The 24,141-nt window shown below is 67.8% G+C and carries 23 protein-coding genes; 12 read left to right on the top strand and 11 right to left on the bottom strand.

Going from position 1 to position 24,141, the window contains the following annotated elements:
- Nucleotides 1-204 precede the first annotated feature (204 nt).
- Nucleotides 205-1,146: an HAD family hydrolase gene (locus B2869_RS09865; RefSeq protein WP_292765756.1), complete on the top strand. Its 942-nt coding sequence runs from the start codon at nt 205-207 to the stop codon at nt 1,144-1,146.
- A gap of 28 nt (nt 1,147-1,174) precedes the next feature.
- Here B2869_RS09865 and B2869_RS09860 read toward each other — a convergent pair whose 3' ends face one another.
- The 3 genes from B2869_RS09860 to B2869_RS09850 are packed head-to-tail and all read right to left on the bottom strand — an operon-like array spanning nt 1,175 to nt 3,360.
- Nucleotides 1,175-2,533, bottom strand: coding sequence for a hypothetical protein (locus B2869_RS09860; RefSeq protein WP_292765753.1), 1,359 nt, complete (start codon nt 2,531-2,533; stop codon nt 1,175-1,177).
- A 49-nt stretch (nt 2,534-2,582) separates the two neighbouring features.
- Nucleotides 2,583-2,924 (bottom strand): SHOCT domain-containing protein, encoded by a 342-nt coding sequence (locus B2869_RS09855; protein WP_029258446.1) that lies wholly within the window; start codon nt 2,922-2,924, stop codon nt 2,583-2,585.
- A gap of 1 nt (nt 2,925) precedes the next feature.
- Nucleotides 2,926-3,360 (bottom strand): DUF6325 family protein, encoded by a 435-nt coding sequence (locus B2869_RS09850; protein WP_021198022.1) that lies wholly within the window; start codon nt 3,358-3,360, stop codon nt 2,926-2,928.
- 212 nt (nt 3,361-3,572) lie between these two features.
- On the opposite strand from B2869_RS09850, the gene B2869_RS09845 reads away from it, so the two are divergent.
- Entirely contained in the window at nt 3,573-3,959 is a 387-nt protein-coding gene (locus tag B2869_RS09845) for an SHOCT domain-containing protein (protein ID WP_029258448.1), read from the top strand.
- Between the two features lie 22 nt (nt 3,960-3,981).
- Nucleotides 3,982-4,410, top strand: a complete 429-nt coding sequence (locus B2869_RS09840; protein WP_136023755.1) for a DUF6325 family protein — start codon at nt 3,982-3,984, stop codon at nt 4,408-4,410.
- 26 nt (nt 4,411-4,436) lie between these two features.
- Here B2869_RS09840 and B2869_RS09835 read toward each other — a convergent pair whose 3' ends face one another.
- Together B2869_RS09835 and B2869_RS09830 are read right to left on the bottom strand one after the other, a co-directional pair.
- Nucleotides 4,437-6,983 carry a LuxR C-terminal-related transcriptional regulator gene (locus B2869_RS09835; RefSeq protein ID WP_292765743.1) on the bottom strand — a complete coding sequence of 849 codons (2,547 nt, stop codon included), beginning with the start codon at nt 6,981-6,983 and terminating at the stop codon, nt 4,437-4,439.
- A gap of 56 nt (nt 6,984-7,039) precedes the next feature.
- Complete coding sequence (locus tag B2869_RS09830; RefSeq protein WP_292765740.1) at nt 7,040-8,107, bottom strand: DUF998 domain-containing protein; 1,068 nt, start codon at nt 8,105-8,107, stop codon at nt 7,040-7,042.
- Between the two features lie 180 nt (nt 8,108-8,287).
- Between B2869_RS09830 and B2869_RS09825 the strand changes: the two genes are divergently transcribed.
- The 5 genes from B2869_RS09825 (at nt 8,288) to B2869_RS09805 (ending at nt 13,574) form a co-directional block, all read left to right on the top strand.
- Complete coding sequence (locus B2869_RS09825) at nt 8,288-9,121, top strand: mechanosensitive ion channel family protein (RefSeq protein ID WP_292765737.1); 834 nt, start codon at nt 8,288-8,290, stop codon at nt 9,119-9,121.
- A 22-nt stretch (nt 9,122-9,143) separates the two neighbouring features.
- Nucleotides 9,144-10,292 (top strand): AI-2E family transporter, encoded by a 1,149-nt coding sequence (locus B2869_RS09820; RefSeq protein ID WP_292765734.1) that lies wholly within the window; start codon nt 9,144-9,146, stop codon nt 10,290-10,292.
- Nucleotides 10,293-10,488: 196 nt separating this feature from the next.
- Nucleotides 10,489-12,141: a SulP family inorganic anion transporter gene (locus B2869_RS09815; RefSeq protein WP_292765730.1), complete on the top strand. Its 1,653-nt coding sequence runs from the start codon at nt 10,489-10,491 to the stop codon at nt 12,139-12,141.
- Entirely contained in the window at nt 12,141-12,812 is a 672-nt protein-coding gene (locus tag B2869_RS09810; protein ID WP_292765727.1) for a GAP family protein, read from the top strand. The genes B2869_RS09815 and B2869_RS09810 overlap by 1 nt, the downstream gene beginning before the upstream one ends.
- Before the next feature lie 45 nt (nt 12,813-12,857).
- Nucleotides 12,858-13,574, top strand: a complete 717-nt coding sequence (locus B2869_RS09805) for a GAP family protein (protein WP_292765724.1) — start codon at nt 12,858-12,860, stop codon at nt 13,572-13,574.
- A 13-nt stretch (nt 13,575-13,587) separates the two neighbouring features.
- Here the strand turns inward: B2869_RS09805 and B2869_RS09800 are convergent, their stop codons facing one another.
- From B2869_RS09800 to B2869_RS09790, 3 genes are all read right to left on the bottom strand, one after another.
- Entirely contained in the window at nt 13,588-16,188 is a 2,601-nt protein-coding gene (locus B2869_RS09800) for a LuxR C-terminal-related transcriptional regulator (protein ID WP_292765721.1), read from the bottom strand.
- 101 nt (nt 16,189-16,289) lie between these two features.
- Nucleotides 16,290-17,270, bottom strand: coding sequence for an FUSC family protein (locus B2869_RS09795; RefSeq protein WP_292765718.1), 981 nt, complete (start codon nt 17,268-17,270; stop codon nt 16,290-16,292).
- A gap of 117 nt (nt 17,271-17,387) precedes the next feature.
- Nucleotides 17,388-19,064 (bottom strand): SulP family inorganic anion transporter, encoded by a 1,677-nt coding sequence (locus B2869_RS09790; protein WP_292765715.1) that lies wholly within the window; start codon nt 19,062-19,064, stop codon nt 17,388-17,390.
- A 186-nt stretch (nt 19,065-19,250) separates the two neighbouring features.
- On the opposite strand from B2869_RS09790, the gene B2869_RS09785 reads away from it, so the two are divergent.
- The 4 genes from B2869_RS09785 to B2869_RS09770 all read left to right on the top strand — a co-directional run bounded on the left by B2869_RS09785 (nt 19,251) and on the right by B2869_RS09770 (nt 21,657).
- Complete coding sequence (locus B2869_RS09785) at nt 19,251-19,637, top strand: SHOCT domain-containing protein (protein ID WP_021198034.1); 387 nt, start codon at nt 19,251-19,253, stop codon at nt 19,635-19,637.
- Nucleotides 19,638-19,729: 92 nt separating this feature from the next.
- A complete protein-coding gene (locus tag B2869_RS09780) occupies nt 19,730-20,194 on the top strand; it encodes a MarR family winged helix-turn-helix transcriptional regulator (RefSeq protein WP_292765711.1) in 465 nt (154 codons plus the stop codon).
- Between the two features lie 27 nt (nt 20,195-20,221).
- Nucleotides 20,222-21,199: a zinc-binding dehydrogenase gene (locus B2869_RS09775; RefSeq protein WP_292765708.1), complete on the top strand. Its 978-nt coding sequence runs from the start codon at nt 20,222-20,224 to the stop codon at nt 21,197-21,199.
- A gap of 56 nt (nt 21,200-21,255) precedes the next feature.
- Complete coding sequence (locus tag B2869_RS09770) at nt 21,256-21,657, top strand: RidA family protein (protein ID WP_292765705.1); 402 nt, start codon at nt 21,256-21,258, stop codon at nt 21,655-21,657.
- A gap of 40 nt (nt 21,658-21,697) precedes the next feature.
- On the opposite strand, the gene B2869_RS09765 is transcribed toward B2869_RS09770, so the two are convergent.
- From B2869_RS09765 to B2869_RS09755, 3 genes are read right to left on the bottom strand one after another with little or no spacing between them, the layout of a single operon-like run.
- Nucleotides 21,698-22,774 carry a DNA polymerase IV gene (locus B2869_RS09765; protein WP_292765702.1) on the bottom strand — a complete coding sequence of 359 codons (1,077 nt, stop codon included), beginning with the start codon at nt 22,772-22,774 and terminating at the stop codon, nt 21,698-21,700.
- A gap of 45 nt (nt 22,775-22,819) precedes the next feature.
- The gene (locus tag B2869_RS09760; RefSeq protein ID WP_292765699.1) at nt 22,820-23,212 is read right to left on the bottom strand and encodes a DUF1304 domain-containing protein; all 393 of its coding nucleotides are present in this window, start codon (nt 23,210-23,212) and stop codon (nt 22,820-22,822) included.
- A gap of 53 nt (nt 23,213-23,265) precedes the next feature.
- The gene (locus B2869_RS09755) at nt 23,266-24,132 is read right to left on the bottom strand and encodes a CPBP family intramembrane glutamic endopeptidase (protein ID WP_292765845.1); all 867 of its coding nucleotides are present in this window, start codon (nt 24,130-24,132) and stop codon (nt 23,266-23,268) included.
- Nucleotides 24,133-24,141: the final 9 nt, after the last annotated feature.

Here is a 24,141-nt window from a genome sequence, read left to right as displayed (position 1 = left end):
TTCCTTTCTCGATTCAGCATACCCGGGTGGGGTACTCCTTCGTGTCAACCCTATACCCTCCTGGGGTATTCCGCTCACGCGGTGATCTCCGTGTTCGACCGGGCGGACCATCGCCCCGGCGGGGTGATGTCAGCCTGTCGAGAACCGCGGGACGATGCCACGCTGATGCTTCCGCCGGCATTCGAAGAGACGCGAGGATCGCACATGACCGCTCACCCTTCCCTCCCCTCCTGGCGCGACACCCGCACACGCCGAGACATCGAGGCTTTCGTCGCCTCCGTGACATCGGGGCCAGACGCCGTTCCCGTCGAGGAGCGCATCGCGGTGTTCGACAACGACGGGACCCTGTGGTCGGAGAAGCCGATGATCACACAGCTGCACTTCGTCGTGGAGCAGTGGCGTGCGGCTGCGGAGCGGGCACCTGAGCTCGCCGAGAGGCAGCCGTATCTCGCAGCCGTGAGCGGCGACTTCGCGTGGCTGGGAGCGGCGATCGACAAGCACTACGGTGGTGACGACTCCGACCTCGGGATCATCATCCAGGCGCTGGTCGGGCTCACGGATGGGATGAGCGTGGAGGACTACGCGGCGTCGGTGGCGGAGTTCTACCGCACCGCGCAGCATCCGACGTTGCAGCGCCCCTACGCCGAGACCGTGTATCAGCCGATGGTCGAGTTGCTCAGGTTTCTGGAGCACCACGGCTTCACCTGCTACATCGTCTCGGGAGGTGAGCGTGACTTCATGCGTCCGATGACGCAGGCCAACTACGGGATCCCCCCGGAGCGCGTGGTGGGGTCGGCCTTCGGTCTCGCGTGGGACGATGCAGAGGCGACCGTGCGGTACTCGTCCTCCTTGGCCTTCTTCGACGATGGTCCCGAGAAGCCGATCCGCATCTGGACCCGCATCGGCCGGCGCCCCCTGTTCGTGGGGGGCAACTCCAACGGCGACACGGCGATGATGGACTTCGCACGCCGAGGACCGCGGCCGGGTTTCGCACTCCTCGTCCACCACGACGACCCGTCACGCGGCGACATCCCCTACGACGCGGGCGCCGAGAAGGCCCTCGCGGATGCTGCGGACAAGGGCTACACCGTCGTGAGCGTCAGAGACGACTGGGAGAAGGTGTTTCCGGACTCCGCGCACGCGTGAGATGTCGTGGAGAACGCCCGTCGGAGACTCACCGTCGGGCGTTCTCCGCGTCGGCCGGTTCCGTTTCCTCCGTCTCTTCGACCAGTGGCTCTTCCCTCGGGGAAGTGATCGCTGCGCCCGGGGGTCGCCTGAGCAGCTCGACCACGATGGCGAAGACGAGCAGTCCGACGGTCACCCCGAACACCGCACCGAACGAGACCGGTCTCGACGCCATGAGGATGAGGAGCGCGAGCACCAGCGCGACCAGAAGGATCGGACCGTGGAAGCGATCGACCGCGAGGCCGAATCGTCCGGTCGACAGGCCTCGTCGTTCCCAGGTGCTCCGGACCGCCGTGAAGCCGCTTTCCAGGATTCCGCGCGTCACCACGGCGCTGCGGCTCGAGCCGGCCAGCCACGCCCACGCGGCGACGAGCACTCCGACCAGGGCCAGAGCCACGATCGTCGAGCTCAGCAGCGACGTGACTTCGTCGAACAGCGACTGCGCGGCCGCCGCCGTCATGATCGACGGGCTCACGGCGCCGATGAAGAACGTTCTTCCGATGCCCATCCCCGCCGACAGGAGCAGGAACGCGACGGCGAATCCCGCGCTGGTCCAGAAGAGAGCTCGCGCGCGGTTCCTCGCGAGGAGGACGCCGACGACGACGAGACCGAGAACGACCCATGGCAGCCAGAATCCGGCAGCCACCGCGATTTGATAGATCGTGCGCACCAGGACGAGGGCATCCGCCTGGGCGATGGGAACCGACCGGTCGATCTCCGGGATCAGGTCGGCGAACCCGACACCGCGCTCCGTCAGTACCGCCTTGACGCGGTCGACGACCTGCCCCAGGTCGATCGAGAGCACCCCGTCGTCTGCGAGCTGCAGGGCGGTGTCAGGGCTGTTCTGCAGGATCGCGACGGCACGTTCATGGGTGATGCGCAGCGTCTGCGCCCAGATGTCGGCGAACTGGTCCGATGCCACGACGTCATGGATGACACCGTCGACGAGGGAGGTCAGCCCACTGGCCGCCGGAGCCTCCAGCAACGACAGGGCGGAGGAGGCACGGGGCGGAAGGTCGAGTTCACGGATCCCGTCGAACACCTCGCCGACGATCGCATCGAAGTCCACCTGCTCGTGGATCGCCGAGCTGACCTGATCCGCGACGAAGTCCTGCACGTCAGGGTCTTCGGCCAGAGGTGCGAACGTCGCGACGAACCGATCGGCGTCGACGAGCTGCAGGCGCGCCCAGGTCCCCATCGCGGCGATCGGTGCCATCAGCACCGCAAGAGCCAGCACGATTCCCGCGACGATGCTTCTGGCCACCGGACGCCGACGGGGCTTCTTGAGTGTCTCGTTCTCCTGTTCGAGAAGAAGGACACGCGCTCGCAGATCGTCCAGTTCGCTCATTCGTCCTTCTCGTTTCGGCCATCCCGCAGACGACGAATCATCGGTGTGTTCAGCTCAGGAGCTTCTGCTTCGCCGCGGCGAACTCGGCCTCGGAGAGGACGCCGGAGTCCTTGAGGGACGCGAGCTGCTGCAGTTTCGCGATCAGGTCGTCCCCCTGCGCGGGCGCGGCCGGAGGCGGAGACGAGTACTGCGATGCGGCGTTCTGAGCCGCGGCGTCGATCTGCGCCTGCTGCTGCGCGGCTTCATACTGCTGCTGCTCGTACTCTCCCTGGGCACGCTCCTGCTGATGCCGCGACATGGCGCCGCCGACAGCCGATGCGGTCCCGGCCACCACTGCCGTCCGGGCGGCGAGGCCGATCAGTCCGGGGCGACCGAATCTTCTCAAGGGCATGTCATTCACCTTCCTGATCGAGGATGTCCATCATGGCGTTCACCACGGGCGCCGGAACACGCTCGGTGCGCAGCACCTGTCCGCCCGCCGCGGCGAGATTCTGTGCGAGCGTGCGAGCGAACGCGAGTTCCAGGACGACCAGGGCAGCCGACTGTCCCGGGGCGAGCGCGCCCGCCAACGACTCGACGTCCTCTTCGCCCGCAAGACCCGCCGCGATCGGCTCGAAGTCGCCGAGGTCCAGGACTCCGTCGTCGTCGTCGAGCTCGACGATCTCGACCTTCCCGGTCTCCGACTTCGCGAGCACGACGAAGTCCAACAGGCGCACGATCCCGCTGTCGACGAGGTCGGTCAACGCGCGGAATGTCGCGGGGTCCGGGCGGGTTCCTTCGAACCCGACGAGATAGAACTCGGCGGGACCGAAACGGAAGTCATTCATGGATGGTCCTCTCTCACGGGGCACACGGCCGCGACTGTGCACCATGGTCGCATCGCCGCGCCCGGCGCGGGCCGCTCTCTCACCCCGAGCGGATGAGACCCTCACCCCTGCCCGTCGTGCGGGGTCGCCCGATCAGGGTGAGCGACTCCCCCGCGCGACGATGCGTCCTGTCACGATCGCCGTACGCAGTCACTCGACGAAAGAGGTGCGACATGTCCATCTGGGACAGTTTCTGGGACATCATCTGGTGGTTCTTCTGGGTATTCGTGTTCGTCTCCTACCTGATGGTGCTCTTCAACATCGTCGCCGACCTGTTCCGCGACCACACGCTCAACGGCTGGTGGAAGGCCGTGTGGATCATCTTCCTCATCTTCGTCCCCTTCCTCACGGCGCTCGTCTACCTGATCGCGCGCGGCAGAGGCATGGGCGAGCGGAGTGTCTCCGCTTACAGGGACCAGCAGCAGGCAGCCGACTCCTACATCCGCAGCGTCGCCGGCTCCAGCCCGAGCGACGAGATCGACAAGGCATCGAAGCTGCTCGCCGCGGGGACCATCACCCCCGACGAGTTCGCGGCCATCAAGACCCGCGCTCTGAGCTGAGGCCGTGGTCGAGGTGGTCGATGTGACGACTCTGCAGGCGCTCGGCGACGTCGAGTTCGTCGCCGTGCACCTCGAGGGCGACCGCCTCGGCCCGAACGTCCTCGAGGCCCTGCTGCGACAGGTGGAGGCCGGCGCCATCCGCCTCCTCGACTTCCTGATGATCGAGCGGCTCGGCCTCGAGGAACACCGGATCGTCGAGGTCGACCGTGACGAGTTCGCACTCGCCGGCCTCGCCCTCGAGACTCCCGGTCTCATCGGCGAGGACGACGCTCGTCACTTCGCGGCGACGGTTCCCCTCGGCGCACTCGCGGCGCTCATCCTGGTGGAGCCGATCTGGCTCGAGCGGTTCGCCCGTGACGTCGACCACCGAGAGGACCGCATCCTCGCGACCCAGCCGATACCGGCGTCGATCGCGAACACGATCCTCTCGTCGGCACTGCACCAGGTGTGAGGCTTCCTGCGGGGCCGCCGTCGACGTCAGACGGTGGTCCGCACGGCCTCACGTCGCGACGACACCCCGAGTTTGCGGTAGATCGCTCGCTGGTGGGTCTTCACGGTGTTGATCGACACCGCCAGCTCCCGCGCGATCTCCTGCAACGTACGCGCCGTCTGGAGCTGCTGGAACACATCACGCTCGCGTTCCGAGAGCGCGTCCACGAGCGATCCGGCCGTATCCGTGGCGAGACACCTGCCGATGAAGTCCTCGAACTGCGTGCCGAAATGCACATGCTCTCCCAACAGCTTGCGCACCGCTGTCTCGCGCGGGCCGAAGGGAAGGCGGATGTTCTCCCCCGCCGCGACGGCGACGGCAGCCTCGCACAGTTCGTGCGCCTCCTCATGGTGCCCGCCATGACGGCGCAGGAGAGCTGCCGTGATGAGCGTCGCCGACTTCACGTACGACACCTCGCTGAATGCCCGCAGGGATCGCAGCATCTCCAACGCCGCCGCGTACTCGCCGGACCGGCGGAACACCCCTGCCAGTGCGACGTTGACGACGGGGAGGTCGGGGCAATGGACATATCTGCGCGCGATCCGCATCGCCCGGTCCTGCCGGCCGACCGCCTCTTCGAGCAGGGCGACCGATGATTCACGGAACGCCGGCCAGGAGATGCCGTGCACGACCTCCAGCGGGATGTCCTGGATGCCGATCGCCGCGCGACGGCAGGCAGCGACGTCTCCGGTCTCCGCCGCTGCATAGGCGATCATCATGCGTGCCACGCTCGTGAAGGAGCGATCGGAGCTGCCGTTGGCGATCACCGTCCCGAACTCGCGGATGGCGTCGACGAGCTCCCCCGACCAGTAGGAGACGAATCCCGCGGCCGCCGCGGCGCTGCCGCCGGCGTAGGTGCTCCAGGGCAGACCGACGTCCTCCTCCTCGTGCACACGGGTGAGCGACTGCCGGGCCTCGGTGAGGCGACCCGCCCACGTCTGCCCGAAGGCGAGGTGTCCCGATGCCCGTTTCGCGAGTTCCCGATCTCCGGAGCCGCGTGCCTCCCTGGCCGCCGCGGAGAAGTACTCGAGCGGGATCAGGGGATTGCCGCGATGCCGGATCTCGGTCCATCCCAGCAGGTAGTTGAGCGCGGCGCGGTCGCTCAGCTCCGTCGAATCGTCATCGAGCAGCATCTGCCGCACCGTAGCGCTCGCGCTCGCGACCTCCGCGCGCTCGTCGGCGATGAACAGTCGGGCGATCTGGAGCACCACAGGCTCAACGGGTTCGGCCGATCGCGCGATCGACGCCTCCGCACGCCGGAACAACTCGCGCGCCACGCGATGGTCACCGAGCACATCGCTCGCGCAGGCGCGCACGAGCAGCACCTGGGCGTCGTCGGGCGTGCGTCGCAGCATCTCGGTCGCGGTGCGCTCGACCTCGTCCGCCCTCGCCCCGACCACGAGCCCGAGCCAGTGCCGAAGAAGGGTCGAGCGCGCAGCGAGGAAGTCGAACGCCTGGAGCGAATGCGCGATCGACGCCGTCGGATCCGTCGGTTCCAGGGCGGCGGCGGCGCGCCTGTGGCATTCTTTCGCGCGCGCTGCATCCTGGCCCAGGATCTCGGCGCATCGTCGTGCGAAGGCGGCATGCCATCGATACACGACGCCCTGTGGACTCTCGAACCGGTCGAGGAACAGACCGAGCCGTAGGCAGGTCTCGAGCAGCGTGACGGTGTCGGGGCGCCCGGTGACCGCGGCGGCGAGTTCGGGGGTGAGTTCTCCGCAGACGCTCGCCTCGAGCACGAAGTCCGCGACGTCGGGAGGAAGGCTCCCGAGCACATGCTCCCTCACGTAGCTGCCCAGGAAACTCGAGGCGCTCTGCGGCCGCGCGTCGGGTCTCGCTCCGCCGATCATCATCAGTCTGACGGCGATCGGCCATCCCTGAGTCTCGTCGAGGATCGTCTCGGGTTGGAGGTGGGCCGCGTCCCCGTCGAGCAGCAGCCGCACCTCCTCTCCCGTGAAGCTGAGGGTGTCGACGCCGACGAAGGCCTCCGGGTGCATCAGCCGATGACGGGAGAGCGTCAGCTCGAGCAGGGTCGTCCCCACCAGGACGACGTGCAGACTCTCCGGCGCCTGCTCGGCGAGCATGCCGAGAAGTCCCGTGCGCCACTCCTCGCCCGCGCGCTGCGCATCGTCGACGATCAGGTGCATGCGCTCGTCCGAATCCTCCAACGCCCGGCAGATCTCCTGGTACGCCCGGTCCGGATCGTCCAGATCGCGGTCGAGATCGAGAGGACGCCCGGAACGCTCGGCGCCGGTGAGCAGCGCGTTCACGACCCCCTGAGTCAACCGGGACGGGTCGGAGTCGAACGTATGGAGTCCGAGCCACGCGACCCGATCGACACCCGAAGCCCAATCGGCGACCGCGGTCGTCTTCCCGAATCCGCTCGGGGCGCTGATCACCGTCAACTGCTCGTTAGCGACGACCTCCCCTATCGCTGCGCTCACCCGATCACGACGGATCGCGCCGGGCTGGGGAGCCGGTGGCCGGAATCGCACCGTGGGTCCCGGCCTCGTCGAGCGTACGGGGTGCGACATGGCACCAAAGCTAGTGGCGTGCCGGATACCCCTCAAGGGCATCCCCCGGGTGATCTTTAGTCGCCCGACCTCGCTCCCTCGTCTCGTTTGAGGGCATCAGCGGTGCGGATGAAGAGGATGATCCAGGTGAACACGACGGTCCCGGCCACCAGTTCCACGGCAGTGAGCGTGTAGTAGCCGACGGCGAAGAACACCGCCAGAGCCACGATCAGGAGGGTGAAGACGTACCCCAGCAGCAGGAAGGTGCGCGAGACTCCGGGCACCCACCAGCGCATCGCGACGACGAGCACGGCGAACGCGACGACCATTCCCGACGCCACCGCGGTGTGAAGCGCGAAGTGCTCATCGACGGGGAACACGCCCACCATGCCGAGGAAGAGCCCGACGATGATGAGGCAGGTCCGCACCGAGGTCACTCCGCGCGGGTGCGTGGCGGGAATGCCCCTCGTCGCGTAGCGGGCGAGCGTGGTCACGAGGATCCCGGCGACGATCAGCGTGAGGTTGAACGCCCGCGCCGAGAGGTCGTCGGTCATGCCGAGCGCGCTGAGGTTCTCCTGCCACCATTGCGGGTCGCTCGCCGTCAGCATGCTCGCCAGGATCCCGAGGACCAGGAACACCGCGAGGACCGTCGCCAGCAGCTGCAGGTCCAGATGGGTCGCGGAGTAGTAGGTCACGTACGCGGTGAGCCCGCTCGCGGCGCCGGCGAGCATCAGGACGGGCACGGGGTAGACGACGGCTCCGATCAGACCCGCTTCGATGATCGTCGCGGCGAGCGTCCACCCGAGCAGGGCGATGATGGCGTGCGCGAAGGCGAAGGCCGCGATGTCGATGATGTCGAGCACCCCGAGCCGCCTGTGCCTCTCGGGATCGGCGGCGATGACGCGACCCAGCACGAAGACGACGACCGCAGTGACCGCGGATGCCAGTGCCGCGAACTGCCCGAGCGAATCGGGGCCGGAGATGGGCGCCGACCGCAGGCGGAACACCACGAGGGCCACGAGCGCTGCGACGACGAAGGCGAAGATCGAGATCTGGAGACCGATGGCCTCCCGCGCTCGTTCACGGGTCGCGCCGTGCGAGCGGGCTGCCGTGAGGAGATCCGGCGATGGGGGCGTCGTCGACATGCCCTCAGTCTCCGGTGCTGCGGAAGCGCGGACGAACATCGTTCATCCTCAACGGGCGATACCGACCAGCCGTGCTCCGCGCTCACCCCCTCCGGATGAGAGGGATCCTCCGCGGCGAGCGCGCACGCCGCATCCTGGTCGGATGATGCGCTGGAGCCCCCGATCGAGTGGTCGGCGAACGTGACGCTGGACGCGCTGTTCCCCGATGGACTCTCGCCGTGGCAGATCGTGCTGGCGGTGCTGTCCATCCTCATCGGTTGGCTGCTCTCCCGCTTCGCCCGGAAAGGCGTGCTCAAGCTGACGACACGGACGCCGGGCATCTCCGACTCGGTCGCGCAGTTGGCGGCACGCTTCACCCAGTACGCCCTGCTCCTGGTGGGCATCGGCGTCGGGCTGGCGTTCCTCGGGGCGAATGTGCAGCCGCTCCTGGCCATGACGGCCATCGCCGTGGTCGTCCTGATCCTCGTGCTCCGCGGCGTCGCCGACAATTTCGCGGCCGGGGTGCTCATCCAATCCCGCCAGTCCGTGAAGATCGGGGAGGAGATCGAGATCGACGGCCCCGACGGGCCGATCCGCGGCGTCGTCCAGGAGCTCAACGGACGCGCGGTGCTCCTGGCGACGGTCGACGGCAGGACGGTGCATGTGCCGAACGCCATGCTCCTCACCGGAGTTCTGGTGAACGACTCCCGTCACGGCGCGCGTCGCAGCGCGGTGGACATCCGGGTCGCGAGAGAAGACGGGATCGTCGTGGATGACATCATCGCGATCATCTCCCGTGCCGCCGGCGAGGTCGAGGGCGTTCATGCCCGTGAGCATCCCGGCGTGTCGTTCGCCTCGATCTCTCCGACACGATGGATGCTCACCCTTCGGATCTGGCACCACCCGCTGCACGGATCGGCCGTGATGTCGGCGACGGTCCGCGGTGTGGCCGAGGCGCTGGAATCCGCCGGGGTGAGAGCGGTCGTCACCCCCCGGCAAGGCCCGGCACCGCTGGTCGCACCGGAGCCGTTCTGAGCTCGTCGACTACGCTGTCCGCGTGACCACCTCGCCTGCGCCGGAGCGCGCCCCCGACCGGATGCTCTCCCCCAGTCTGCGGGTGCTGCTCATGCTCGCGGCAAGCGCGGTGGCTCTGGCCGGCGTCTACTTCGCCCGTGACCTCTTCGGGCCCATCGCGCTCGCGATCGTGATCGTGGTCATCTGCGAGCCCCTCCGTCGCCCTCTCGATCGACGCGGTTGGCCGCAGTGGGCGAGCACGACCGCGGTCATCGCAGTCGCGTATCTGATTCTCCTGATCATGGGAGCACTGCTCTGGCTCGCAGGTACGCAGTTCGCCCGTCTGATCGGCGACCTGGTGTCGGAAGGCGGTCTGGCCACGACCGTCGACGACCTCGTGGCGTGGCTGCAGTCCCTCGGCCTGGACGAGGAGGCCTCGGACGCCGCAGCGTCGGTCCTCGACCCCACCACGCTGCTCGGGCTCGCACGGAGCATAGGGGGAACCGTGGTCAGCGTCGCGACGGCCCTGTTCTTCGTGTGCGCCTACATCATCTTCATGGCGGTGGATGCCGCTCGTTACCGCCAGGCGCCCGCGATCTTCGGCGCGACCAAGGGCGCGGTGATCGCGCGGATCTCGCGTCTCAACACCGGCGTCCGCCGTTACTACATCGTCAACGCGAGCTTCGGCGCGATCGTCGCGATCATCGACGGTCTCGCACTGTGGTGGATGGGCGTTCCGGCTCCGGTCGTCTGGGCGATCCTGGCGTTCGTGACGAACTTCATCCCGAACATCGGCTTCGTCCTCGGCCTCGTCCCTCCGGCGATCCTGGCGTTCGTCGTCGGCGGCTGGCCGCTGCTGCTCGGAGTGGTCGCGGTCTACTGCATCGTCAACGTGGTCCTCCAGGTGCTCGTCCAGCCGAAGTTCGTCAGCGATGCCGTCGATCTCAGTCTGACGCTCAGCTTCTTCTCGGTGATCTTCTGGACCTTCATCATCGGTCCCCTCGGGGCGATCCTGTCGATCCCGCTCACCCTGCTGGCACGGACGCTCGTCTTCGAGGGCGATCCCGACGCGACCTGGCTGCGTTGGCTCTCCGGAGACCGCACCGCGGTTCCCGCGGCGCCGGAGCCGGAGCCGGAGCCGGTCGAGACTGCGCGACGACGTCGCCGACGTCACGCGCCTCGTCGCCGCTGACGGCTCCGCACCTGCCTCTTCCCGCCACGCTGCGCCCGCACGACCTCGCTGAGCCCGCACTCTCCCCGTAAATCACCAGGGGTGAGGTTGCCGTCGAGACGTGGTCCCGAGAACGCTCCCGGTGGGATCGTGGACGCGGGAGCGCTCGACGGGGGCGCCGGCGGATGGAGGCGATGTGCAACGTCCACTCGCGGGATTGACCAGGCGCAACTTCGTCACGGAGCTCACAGCCGGGGTCACCCTGCTCGCCATCGCGATCCCGTTGAACATCGGTTACGCCCAGATCGCCGGCCTTCCGCCCACCGCCGGCCTCTACGCCCTGATCGTTCCCACGATCGTGTATGCGCTGATCGTCTCCTCCCGACAGCTGGTCGCGTCACCGGACGCGGCAGCCGCCGCGCTCGTCGCGTCCTCGATCGGCGGCCTCGCCGCCGCCGGCAGCGCCGACTACGCCACTCTCGCGCTGGCCCAGGCGATCATCTGCGGCGTCATGTTCGTGCTCCTCGCGATCTTCAAACTGGGCTTCCTCGCGAACTTCCTCTCCAAACCGATCCTCGTGGGTTTCGTCGGCGGGCTGGCGCTCGACATCATGGTCAGCCAGGTGGCGAAGATGCTCGGCGTCAAGATCGACTCCGGCAAGGACTTCATCGGGAAACTGGTCGACCTCGTCGGAGGGTTCACCACGGTCAACGGCTGGGCCGTCCTGATCTCCGTGTGCGCGGTCGCCGTGCTGCTGCTGGGACGCAGATTTCTCCGCGCCGTCCCTTGGGCACTGATCGTCCTGGTGGCGACCACGCTCGTCGTCGTCGTGACCGGACTCGATCAGCAGGGCGTCGACGTCCTCGGCGAGGTTCCGGCAGGACCGCCCGTGCTCACGTGGCCGATGATCGACTGGTCGCTCTGGCTCATGCTGATTCCCTCCGCGATCGCCTTGACCCTGGTCACGACGGCCGAGGGCCTGCTGGTGTCGCGGTCATACTCTGAGAAACACGGCTACCCGTTCCACGCGAACCGGGACCTCCTCGCATTCGGCGCGTCGAACATCGTCGCCGGCGCGCAGGGCAGCTTCGCCGTCGGCTCGTCGACCTCCCGCACTGCGGCGATGGATCAAGCGGGTTCGCGTACGCAGTTCCCCGCGTTGATCCTCGCCGCGGGCACCCTGCTGCTGCTCCTGTTTGGCACGGCACTCCTGGCCGACATCCCGTCGCCGGCCATCGGCGCGATCGTCGGAGTCGCGATCATCCCGCTGCTCGGCATCCGCGACTTCATCGACCTGTGGCGCAAGGACCGGTTCGAGTTCCTCATCGGCGCGACCTGCTTCCTCGTCACGCTTCTGATCGGCTCGATCCCGGGCATCCTGGTGGCGTTCGTGCTCGCGCTCATCAACATCGCCAAACGCGCGTCGAATCCCGCGATCGACGTGCTCGAATCCAGCGGAGACCCCGGCGAGTCGCTGCTCGAAGACGCTCCGGCCGGAAACGTCACGGCACCGGGAGTGATCGTCATCCGGCTGGCCGCTCCGCTGTTCTTCGCCAACGGTGCCGTGTTCTCGAGCGCCGTGAAAGACGCCATCTCGTCTGCTGGCCACGGCCGTGTCCAACACCTCGTCGTCGATATGGAAGCCGTCACCGATGTGGACGTGACCGGCGCCGAATCGTTCGTCGCCCTCAAGCACTGGCTCGCCGGCCAGTCGGTCTCCCTCGCTTTCAGTCGAGTGCGTCCGAACACACTGCACCGCCTGACCGACCTCGGACTCCTCGAGGCGGAAGACGTCTACGCCACCAACCGCGAAGCGATCGCGAATCTGGCTCCGTCGACGACGGGGTCGACTCCAGAGAAAGGTCACTGATGGGAACCGTCATCGGAGAGATCCTCCCCCTCGCGCTCGGGGTCGCGATCAGCCCGATCCCGATCATCGCGGCGATCCTCATGCTGCTCTCGCCCAAGGCGCGCATCACCAGTGTCGGCTTCCTCCTCGGGTGGGTGATCGGGATCGTCGTCGCCGTCACCGTGTTCACTCTCCTGTCGTCGATCCTGCCGGCGGACGACCCTGATGCCTCACGGCCGATCCGTGGTGTGGTGCAGCTCGTCCTGGGGCTGCTGCTCTTCCTCCTCGCCTTCGGACAATGGCGCAAGCGCCCCAAGCCCGGCGAGGACGCGGCGCTGCCGAAGTGGATGAAGGCCATCGACACGGTCACCTTCCCCGTGGCGTTTGGCCTCGGATTCCTCCTGTCCGCCGTGAACCCCAAGAACCTGATCATGGCCGCCGGCGCGGGCACCGACATCGGGGGCGCGGCCCTTCCGGTCGGGTCCGCCGTCGTGGTCGTCGTGATCTACACGCTCATCGCCTCATCGACGGTGCTGATCCCGGTCATCGGCTACCTCGTCGCAGCCGAGCGTCTCCGCGCGCCCTTGGACGCCCTGCGCGGGTGGCTGGCGGCGGAGAACGCCGTCATCATGGCCGTCCTGCTCCTGGTGATCGGCGTGTCGATGATCGGCAAGGGAATCGGCAGTTTCTAGAACCGGGATCGGCCGGGGCACCCGGCCCGCAGAAGGGACACGCACGTGGGAGAACTGATACTCGCGCTCGTCCCGGTCGCTCTCGGTGTGGTCCTGAGCCCACTCGCGATCATGGCGCTCGTCGCCGTTCTCCTCTCGCGCAATGCGCGGATGAACGGCATCACGTACCTGATCGGGTGGTTCCTCGGTCTGGGCGGGCTCATGACCCTGTGCCTCTGGCTGTTCCCCCTGCTCGCGGTGCACGAGCTCGGTGAGCCTCCGCTGTGGGTCCCGATCGTGCGCGTCCTCCTCGGCCTATTCCTGATCGGGTCCGCCGTGTGGGTGTACCGAAAGGGTCGCGCACACATCGCACAGATGGCCGCGGCGTCATCACCGCGCGAAGTCGTCGCCGCATCACCCCAGCTCCCGGGCTGGCTGCACTCCGTGGAGTCCTTTCGGCCCGGGCGGACTCTGCTTCTCGGACTCGGGCTCTTCGTGCTCAATCCGGTCGATGCCTCGTGCGCTATCCTCGCCGCGCTCGACATCTCGTTGTCGGACGTCGACCGGAGCACCGGCCTGTGGGTCGCTGTCGTCTTCGTCATCATTGGGACGCTCCCCATCGCGCTGCCCGTGCTGTACGTGGTGGTCCGCGGCGCCGACGCCCAGCCGCTCCTCGATCGCGTGCGGGCGTGGATAGCCGGGAACACGCACGTCTTGAACGCCGCGCTGCTCCTGGTCATCGGTGCCCTTCAGCTCGAGAAGGGGATCGCTGCCTTGCTCTGAGCGACGCACCGGTTCAGTCGATACCGAGAGCGAGCGCGGCCGCCGTCACTCCTTCGCGGTCGGAGACGCCGAGCTTCCGATAGATGTTCCGGACGTGGGTCTTCACGGTGTTCGGCGAGATGAACTCCTGCTGGGCGATCTCCCGCAGCGTCGCATTGCGGCTCAACGCGGAGAGCACGATGCGCTCGCGCCGCGTGAGTTCTTCGTCGATCAGCATGCCCGCAGCGGCGAGGCGCTCGCGGACGCAGTCGGCGAAACGCCCGCGGGAACCCGGGGTGGCGCGTGCGGCGAGCAGACGCGCCACCACGGGCCCCGCGTCGGCGAAACGCCGGACCAGCTCCTCCGGCTCCGCCAGCGCGAGCGCGAAGGCGAGAGAAACCTGCGCCTGGTCCGGATGCCCGGACTGCACGTCGAGGCAGGCCGCTACCAGCCACGCGTCGACCATCGATGTCGGCAGAAGACACCGCGAGCTTCCCTCCAGGACGGGAGCGAGCGCCTGACGGGCACGCGCGAAGTCCTGGTCGTGCAGTGCCGCGATCGCCCGGAGCACGAAGACGTCACCGGTCGAGCCGATCGCCCGCTCGATCTCGACGATGAAGCGGTCACGGAGAGAACGCTCCCCGAGTCGATCGAACGCCCGCACGGCGAATGCGCTCATCATCGCGTACCAGTGGACCGGAAGCGGCATGTCCGCGCGCGGCGCCATGTTGTCGAGCAGATCGACGGCCGCGGCATGTGCGTCGATCGCGGAGTCCGCGCCCAGAAGCGTGATCATTCCTCGGAGTCCCCGTGCGATCGAGGGTTCGGCGCCCGATTCGATGATGCCGGTGGCAACCTTCAGCGTCTCGTCGACGTCACCGACGAGCATCCGCTCGAAGGGAACCCAGTAGCGCCACACTCTCGTGACCTCGTAGAACGAGTCGTCCGGTGTGCCGAGCTCGGCCCAGCGCTGATCGAGGCGCGCACCCGAACGGAGCACCTCGCCCATGCGACCGCGGAAGAGCTCAGCGGTGTTCAGGATGGCTGCCGCCTGCAACTCCGCCGCTGCAGCCCCCGAGGCGACCGCGCGGTCACACGCCAACCGCGCGAATCGACCTGCCCGGTCGAGGTCTCCGACATAGAGCTCCGCCATGGCGGCCTGCACGAACACATAGGTGTCCAGCTGCGACTCCCCGGTCACCTCTTCGAGCGCGAGCTCCAGCCGGTCGAGAGCGTCGGTGAGGCCCCCGCGCCGGACGGCGATATGGAGTTCCAGCCCCTTCCGCCACTGACGAACGGCCGCAGACCCCTCATCCCCCGGCCATGGCGGCGAGGATTCCAGCAGGGCAGCTGCCGTGGAGGCGTCTCCTCGTGCGAGTCGCGCCGATGCGATCAACAGTTGCACGGAAGGTTCGGCCCGCACGGAATGCGGAAGCCCCGCTGTCGCGGAGATCACCTCGCAGGCATGCCCCATGAGAACGAGCTGCATCCCGCACTGTCGCAGGATCAGGGACATCGACTGCGCGTCGTGACTGCGCGTCGCGTGAGTGAGCGCGAGCCTGTGCTCCTGCTCTGCGGCGAACCACTCCGCCGTCACCTTCTCGAGGGACTCGACCGCCGCATCTCCGCGCTCCTTCAACCGGGCGTAGAGGAACTCCCGCAGCAGAGGGTGGTAGTGATACCACCCCGGCTCGTCGCGGTTGCGACTGATGAGAACGTTGAGGCGGATGAGTTGCTCGATCAGACCCGCGGCCGGCGCTCCACCGATGAGCCGCGAGGCCAGTCGGGGAGTGAACGAATCGGGTACCGAGGTGAGCACAAGGAAGTCGCTGAGCTCGTGGTCGAGGTCGGCGAAGACCTCCTCGGCGAAGTAGTCGGTCACCGTGGGAGAATCGCCGCGCAGCGGGAGCACGGTCGCGAACGAATCGTGGAGCGCGGCGAGTTCGAGGAGACGCAGCCCGGTCGCCCATCCTTCGGTCCTGCGCAGCACGGACGTGATCTCCCCCTGTGAGAGGCTCACGTCCCGCGCACGGAAGAACAACCGCACCTCCGCCGGCGTGAAGGCGAGATCTTTCGCATCGAGTTCGAGGGCGATCCCGGCGATGCGTCGGCGCGCGAGCGGAATCCTGCGGGTTCCCCGTCCGGAGAGGACGACGTGCCCGTTGCCGGGAACGGCGTTCACGAAAGAAGTCAGCATCTCGGCGAGCCGATCGTCCTCGACGAGGTGGACGTCGTCGATGATGACGACGATACGCCGCCCCGCGCCGCGGAGGGAGCGCGCCAGCGCGCGTGCGGTCTCCACCGACCAGCTGCCGGCGACCCGCTCCAGGCTCTCGCGGAGCCGTTCGTCATCGACGTCTGCCAGTGCGCTCCGCAACGGTTCGAGATCCATGTCGCCACGCTGCAGAGCCCACCACACCACCGCGGTGTCGCCATGGGCGTCCAGTGCGTGCGCCCAGTGGACGAGCAGTCGCGTCTTCCCGGATCCGGCCGGCGCAGAGAGCACGGTCAACGTCCAGGGTTCATCCATCGCGGCGGTGAGACGCGCCAGCAGTCGAGGCCGCGCGATATCCCCCGCGACCGTCGAGACGGCGAAAGCCCGCGACGATTGCGGGTCCTCTTCATCTGATGCCATCGGAACCCCCCGTAACATGTTAGACGCTACTCGACCCTCTCCCACTCGAAGTATCCCACCCCAGCGAACACGGGCTCAAGGAACTTTCGTCTAGCGTGGAATCACGCGGAGGAACGACGCCGAACCCTCGCGAGCAGCGAGACGATCGAGGGCACCACGGCTCCGAAGAAGAGAGCGAGTCCGACCCCGAGCAGCGTTTCCACGGCGCGCTCGACGAACCGCTCCGCCGGGGGCTCCGGGGACGTCGACATGATGAGCGTCAGAGCGAGGAACGTGGTGAATCCGGGCACGACGTACCAACGGCTCTCCTGAATCGCGCACGCCGACCCGATGACCAGTCCCACCACGATCCCCACGACCACGTCCGCCGGGTCGAGCACCGCCACGACCGCCGCCGCCAGTGCGCCGATCAGAACGGACACCGCACGCCCGATGCTGCGCGCGATGAGCTGCCCCCGCACCGGCCTCATCACCAGGAGCACCGCACCAGTCGCCCAGCCGACATGCTCGAGGTCCCACAGGAAGCCCAGCGCCGCGGCAGTGGCCGCACCCGCGCCGAGAAGGATTCCGTAGACCAGCATGGCGCGACCGCGCGGCACCGGCGGCGGCGGATGGGGCTCTTCGTCGCGTTCCGGCCAGAGCAGCATGAGGATCCACGCATAGATCGAACCGGCCACGATGCACGCCGCGAAACCGAGGGTGACCGGCGACCAGGTGAAGCTCAGCCCGATACCGGTCATCGGCAGCGCCAGGACCAGCAGGAGCTGACCCCCGCGTCCGCGCGTCGCGTTGACGCTCGCCAGGACCGCGAGCACGAACACCCCGACGACGGCGATGACGGGCGAAGACGCCAGCACGGACCCGAGCAGCAGCGCCATGGCGCTGAGCACCCCGACGACCGGGATGATCGCTCGACGGCGCCGTCGCGGCGGCATGCCGAAAGCCGCCGCGGGCACGACCCCGATCCCGAAGGCGACCGCCAGCGACAGATCGAACGGGGCGACCACGATGGCGGGCACGGCGAAGAGCATGCCGAGGCCGAACCGAGACCACCGCCAACTCAGCCCTGCGCGGTCGTCCATCCTGTCCACCTCGGCCCCGCAACCGCCCGCTCGTCGCTCGACACGACCGCCCCCTCTCGTGGGGCTGCCCGCCGCTCCCACTTGTGGAGCCAGCCTAGGGAGGAGGCCGTCGGTGCGTCAGGGCGCGTCGTCCACTTCACCCTGGTGAAGGCTGGGCATCCCCGCATCGATCGCCGATTCGGCTGCGGTGATGCCTTCTCGCAACGTCCCGTGGACGCGCCCCGCCGATTCGAGGCCTGCGAACCACGGTGTGCGCTCCGCCACGACCTTGGCCGATGCCGGCACCGCAGCCAGGTGCAGCACGACCCCGAGCTGCGAGAGCTCGCGGTCGAGATCCTCCAGCGCGTCGAGCACGGTGATCGTCATCACCTCCTGCTGCGTCAACCCGAGCACGAGCGCGCGGACCGGAGCCCCCTGGGCCGCCACGGTCTCGAGGAGCATCCGCTCGTTCGCCAGGGCGTTCGCAGTGTAGAGACCACGGTCCAGGCGGATGCCCAGCACCCCGCCGTCACCACCCACGATGGTCGCCTTCGGGATGTTGACCTCGCGCAGCACCAGGATCAGCGTCACGACGACGCCGACCGCCACGGCCGGGAGCAGACCCGCGGTGAGACCGAGAACGGCGACGGACGAGGCGATCCAGAAGTCGACGCGGCTGATGCGTGCCCAGCGCAGGAGTTCCGGGATGTTGATGAGCCCCGCCACGGCGACGAACACCATCGCGGCCAACGTCGCCTCCGGCAGCAGACTGAGCACAGGGCCGAGGAAGAGGGCGACGAGGACGGCGAGGACCACGGTCACGAGGGTCGCCACCTGCGAGCGCGCGCCCGCGCTCTGATTGACCGCGCTCTGCGAGAACCCTCCGGCCGCAGGCATCGTTCCGAAGAAGGCCCCGACTGTGTTCGCCGCGCCGGTCGCAAGCAGTTCCTGGTCACTGTCGATCTGAGGCTCGGTGGCGACGCGAAGGCTTCGGGCGACGGCTGCGGATTCGAGGAAAGCCATCACGGCGATCGCGAGCGCGCCGGGAACCAGCGCCACCGTCTGTCCGAAGTCCGGGATTCCTGGAACGGGCAGGCCGCTGGGCACCGGTGCGATCAGGTCGACGCCGAGTCGATCGATTCCGGCCATTCCGACCAGGAGGATCCCTCCGACCACGACGACCAGCGTGCCCGGAACCTTCGGAGCGAAGCGCTTGAGCACGAGGATCACCGCGATGGAGCCCGCAGAGAGGGCGATCGTGGGCCCGTTCGCACTTCCGAAGGCCTGCGCCACCGCGCCGAGCGATGCGAGGAATCCATGACCGGAGAAGTCGTCGCTCTCTCCCAGCAGCTTCGGCAGCTGTCCGACCGCGACCGTCGCACCGACACCGATCTTCAGGCCGAGGACCGTGGCGCCACTGATGTTCTCCACGAGCGAGCCGAGCCGGCAGAGCCGCGCGATCAGCAGGATCACACCGACCAGCAGGGTCAGCATCATCAACGAACCCATAGCATCCTCGGCCCCGGCCGCCACGCCCGCCGTGACCAGGGTCGTCGCCGTCAGCGTGGCGATGGTCGACGTCGTCGAGACGCTCATCGCCCTGCTCCCCCCGAGGAACGCATACACGAGCATCGGCAGGATGCAGGTGTAGAGGCCCACCTGCACGGGCAGGTTCGCGATCGTCGCATAGGCCATCGCCTGCGGGATCACGACGGCACCGGCCGAGAGCCCCGCGATCACGTCGCGAAGGATCCAGGATCGTCGGTAGCCCACAACGGTGCTGAGCAGCCACGGGGGTCGTCTCGTCACGGTCATCGGCCTCTCCGTCGTCGGGTCGTCAGAAGCGTACTGCGGCGGACACCGCGAGGAACACGGGCGAAAGGATCCCACGCGCGGCTCACCCTGGTGAACTCCCGCCGCGGACACTGCTGCCGGCCCTGCGCACCGGTAACGTCCGACGAGCCGCCGACTTCGCGCGGAACATCTTTTGAAGGAGTAGTCATGAGTTTTTGGGGATCGTTCTGGGACATCATCTGGTGGTTCCTGCTGGCGTTCGTCTTCATCTCCTACCTGTTCGCCCTGTTCGCCATCGTCGCCGACCTGTTCCGTGACCGGAAGCTCAACGGCTGGTGGAAGGCGGTGTGGATCATCTTCCTGATCTTCGTTCCGTTCCTCACGGTGCTCGTATACCTGATCGCACGGGGATCGGGCATGGCAGAGCGGAGCAATGCGGAGGCCGCGAGCGCCCGCAGCGCGGCAGATGCCTATATCCAGCAGGTCGCGGGCACGAGCCCGAGTGAGGAGATCGCGAAGGCGAAGGCATTGCTGGATTCCGGGACCATCACGGCCGAGGAGTACAACACGATCAAGGCCAAGGTCCTCCGTTAGGACCGACACAGGGCGTGTCCGCGCACTGCGGACACGCCCTGTTCTCCGTCATTCAAGTTGTGCACAATCGAATCGCATGCAATGATTTATCCATGCCGGTGACCGATGAGATGGTGTGCTTCTCCCTCTACTCCGCGGCTCGCGCCACCACGCAGGCATATCGGGCACTGCTCGCGCCGTGGGGACTGACGTACCCGCAATACCTGGTGCTCGCCGCGCTCTGGCTCGACGGCGAGCAGACGATCGGCTCACTCGGCGAGGTGATGCGCCTGGATTCCGGCACGCTCTCCCCGCTCGTCCGGCGACTCGAGCAGGCAGGCCTCGTGGCGCGATCGCGGAGTCGCGAGGATGAGCGCGTCGTGACCGTGACGCTCACTGAAAAGGGGCGCGACCTTCGCTCCGAGGTCGCGCCGATCCATTCCAGGGTCACCGCGATCGCGGGACTCCACGACGACGCACACCGCAGAGCACTCATCGCCGAGTTGCACGACATCACCGATCGCCTCCAGCAGGCGACCATCGACCTCGGCAGCGCCCGCCCGGGCGACGCCCGCTGACCTCACCCCCGACAGAACGGAGCCGCCATGCGCGCACTCATCCACCCCACCTTCGGCGCTCCGGAGGAAGTCCTCCGCGTCGAGGACCGGCCCGTTCCGGAGCCCGGCGAAGGACAGGTCCGCCTGCGAGTGGTCCTCTCCCCCATCCACAATCACGATCTCTGGACGGTACGCGGCACTTACGGCTTCACTCCCGAACTCCCTGCGGCGTCGGGCACAGAGGCGTTGGGCGTGGTGGATGCGCTCGGCGCCGGTGTCGAGAACCTCGCCGTCGGCCAGCGCGTCGCCACTGGCGGGACCTTCGGCGCATGGGCGGAGTACATCGTGACGAACGCCGCGGGGCTCATCCCCATCCCGGACGGGCTTCCCGACGAGACGGCCGCCCAGCTCGTGTCGATGCCGTTCAGCGCGATCACCCTGCTCGATTTCCTCGCGGTGAAGCAGGGCGACTGGATCGTCCAGAACGCTGCGAACGGCGCCGTCGGGCGCATGCTCGCGCAGCTCGCCTCCGCACGTGGTGTGAACGTCGTCGGCCTCGTGCGTCGAACGGCGGGCATCACGGAACTCCATGAGCAGGGCATCGACCGGATCGTCGCCACCGATCAGGCCGATTGGAAGGCACAGGTGGAAGCCCTCACCGGCGGTGCCCCCGTCGTCGCCGGTGTCGACTCGGTCGGCGGCGCTTCTGCGGGCCAGGTGCTCTCGTTGCTCGCCGAGGGAGCAACCCTGGTCGCCTTCGGCGCGATGGACTCGCCCATCATGGAGATCGCATCCTCCGATGTGATCTTCAAGCAGGCCACGGTGAAGGGTTTCTGGGGCAGCAAGGTGATCCCCCGCCTGGACGCGGATACGCGAACCGCTCTGTTCGGCGAGCTCTTCCAGCGTCTCGCCGACGGCAGCCTCACCCTTCCCGTCGCCGGCATCTTCGACGCTGCCGACATCAGCGCGGCCGTGCAGGCGAGCGATACCGCAGGGCGCGTCGGCAAGGTGCTCCTCCGCTTCTGAGCGCGTGCGCCTCCGAGGAGCTTTCCGATGTCGGTACCCCAAGGCAGAGTGTGCGCATGAACATCACACTCACTCAGCCTGAAGGGCTCGTCGCGAGTCCGGCATTCAGCCACGTGGCGGTCGTTCCGCCTGGAGCGACGACGATCTACATCGGCGGCCAGAACGGCGTCGACACCACGGGGGCCGTCGTCTCCTCCGATGCCGGCGAGCAGTCGCTGCGCGCGGTGGAGAACGCCAGGATCGCTCTCGAGTCGGTCGGTGCCGGACTCGACGACGTGATCAGCTGGACCGTGCTGATCCATCAGGACGCGGATCTGCGCGCAGCCTATGGAGCGGTCGCCTCGAGGCTCGCCAGGGAAGGCGCCCCGCCCCTCGTCACGGCTGCGCTGGTGGCAGGGCTCGGGGTGCCCGGTGCGCTGATCGAGGTGAGCGCCGTCGCCGCCGTCGTCCGGGACTGATCGAACCCCCTGCACCCGAGGGGGGCATGCGGGAAGGAGGTCAGATCCTGCCACGCACCGGAGTCCGCGCCGCATCGTCGGCGCCGTCCGGCATGGTCATCTCCGCGCGCACGCCCAGCAGGCGAACCTCACGCTCGGGATCGAGCGTCGCGCCGAGTGCTGCCGCGGCCGCGACGAATTCCTGGCGATCCGTGGCCGGCCCCGGAAGCGTGCGACCGATCGTCCTGGTCTCGAACGGGGCGTACCGCACCTTGAGGTACACACGCACGACGGGTCGCCCTTCGGCGGCGCAGTCCTGGAAGGCCTGGGCGGCGAGTTCTCTGATCGCCGTCTCGACCTGATCCGGTGTCGTCAGGTTCTGCTGGTAGGTCATCTCACGACTGTGGCTACGAGCGACCCATGGGGTGTCGTCGACGATACGCGGACCGATACCGGATCCCAAGCCGTGATACCAGACCCCCATCCGCGGTCCGAACTCCGCCACCAGAGCCTGCTCGTCCGCATCGGCCAGCTCGCGCACGGTCAGGATGCCGTGAGCGGCCAGTCTCCTCTGCACCTTCGGCCCGACACCCCACAGCTCGCGCGTCGGCCTGTCTCCCATGATCTCGAACCAGTTGTCCGCTGTGAGGCGGAATATGCCGCGGGGCTTGCCGAATCCGGTCGCGATCTTCGCCCGCACCTTGTTGTCGCCGATCCCCACCGAGCAGTGCAGCTCGGTCGCATCGAGCACCGCGGCCTGCGCGGACCTCGCCATCGTCTCCGGATCGTCCGTGGTCACGCCGAGAAAGCACTCGTCCCACCCCACGATCTCGAGCACCACATCCGGCAGCGCCCGGAGCGCGGCCATCACCTCACCGGAAGCCAGAGCATAGGCCTCGTGGTCGACGGGGAGGAAGACCGCGTCATCGGGTGCCTTGCGCGCGGCGATCTTCAGAGGCATGCCCGAACCGATGCCGAAGGCGCGCGCCTCATACGAGGCGGTCGACACGACGGCGCGCTCGGTGGGGTCTCCCCGACCACCGACGATCAGCGGGAGGCCGGCGAGCTCGGGCCTTCGCAACACCTCGACCGCGGCGATGAACTGATCCATGTCCACGTGCAGCACCCAGTCGGCCATGCAACGAGTGTGGTCGCTGACGGCGCGGATGTCACCCCTCGAGCATCAGCTGATCGCGACGCCGATCGCCGTGGCGACCACCGCGAGCAGTGGCAGGGCTCCCTGCATCGTGGCCGCGCGCACCTTGGTGCGGTCGGACAGCACGAGCACCAGCGCGGCTGCGAGCATCATCGCGGTACCGGCGAAGACGAGTGTGAGCCCCACCGTCTCGGCTCCCACGATCACGAGACCGATGCCGAGCAGGGTCGTCAGCGCGAGGAAGAGGTTGTAGAACCCCTGGTTGAAGGCCAACTGCTTCATGGTGACCGCATCGGCCTCGCTGGCGACGCCGAAGATCTTCCGCGTCTCGGGATCGGTCCACCTGAGCGACTCGAGCGCGAAGATGAAGACGTGGAACGCAGCGGCGGCTGCGGCGAGGACGAGACCGACGATGAGCATGGGCTGATTCTCCCGTTCCGAGGGGTCGGGAGCAAGCCGACCGGTGAGCGGGGCTACACGAGGAAGATCGGCAGCAGTCCCGGATTGTGTGCGTGCACCAGCACGGCGAACACCACGGCGTCGAACAGCAGATGCACCGTGACGACATAGGCGAGCGAATGCGTGCGGAGGAAGATGTACCCCTGCAGCAGGGCGAACGGGATGGTCAGCAGCGGTCCCCACTCCCGGTAGCCGAGCTCCCAGAGGAACGAGACGAAGACGATCGCTTGGAGCAGGTTCGCGACCAGGTCCGGGAAGTGGCGTCGCAGCAGCGCGAACACCGTGCAGATGAAGAACAGCTCGTCCCAGATGCCGACGGCGCCGACGCCGACGAAGAGCCTCGCGATGAGGTCGGGGGTGTCGACCACCGGCCAGTTCTGGTAGACCCCGCTGGTGATGAAGTAGAAGGGCAGGATGAGCCAGCCGAGCACCAGCACGGCCACCAGCCAGCCCCATTGCAGCCGACCCCAGCGTCTACGCGTTCGCCACGGGAAGCTGATCGCGCGGTCGCGGTAGACGAACCGCGAGATGACGTACGGCACGGCGACCGCCCCGCCGAGTGCAAGAGTGAAGCGCAGCATCGCGAGGTTGTCGAGCTCCGCAGCCAACGGGATGATGCTCACGATCAGAAGACCGATCGCGATCAGGGAGAGATCCCTCGTGAGAGACGGCGGCCTGTGCACTCCGAGCATCCTCGCGGTCTCCAACCGAGACCCCACGCGCACGACCTCGTCCTCGGCGCGGCGGCCGCGCTCGATCAGCCCCGCCACAGCGATGCCCGCCGCGAGCAGCGTCCAGCCGATCCAGGGGATCTCCAGCACGAAGAATGCCGGAGCCGCCGCACACACGAGCAGCGCCGGCACGACGCCCAGCCGCTGCATCGTGTCACG

Source organism: Microbacterium sp. UBA3486, assembly GCF_002377845.1.
GTDB classification, from domain to species: Bacteria; Actinomycetota; Actinomycetes; order Actinomycetales; family Microbacteriaceae; genus Microbacterium; species Microbacterium maritypicum_A.
This window is presented reverse-complemented; position numbering and strand designations above follow the sequence as displayed.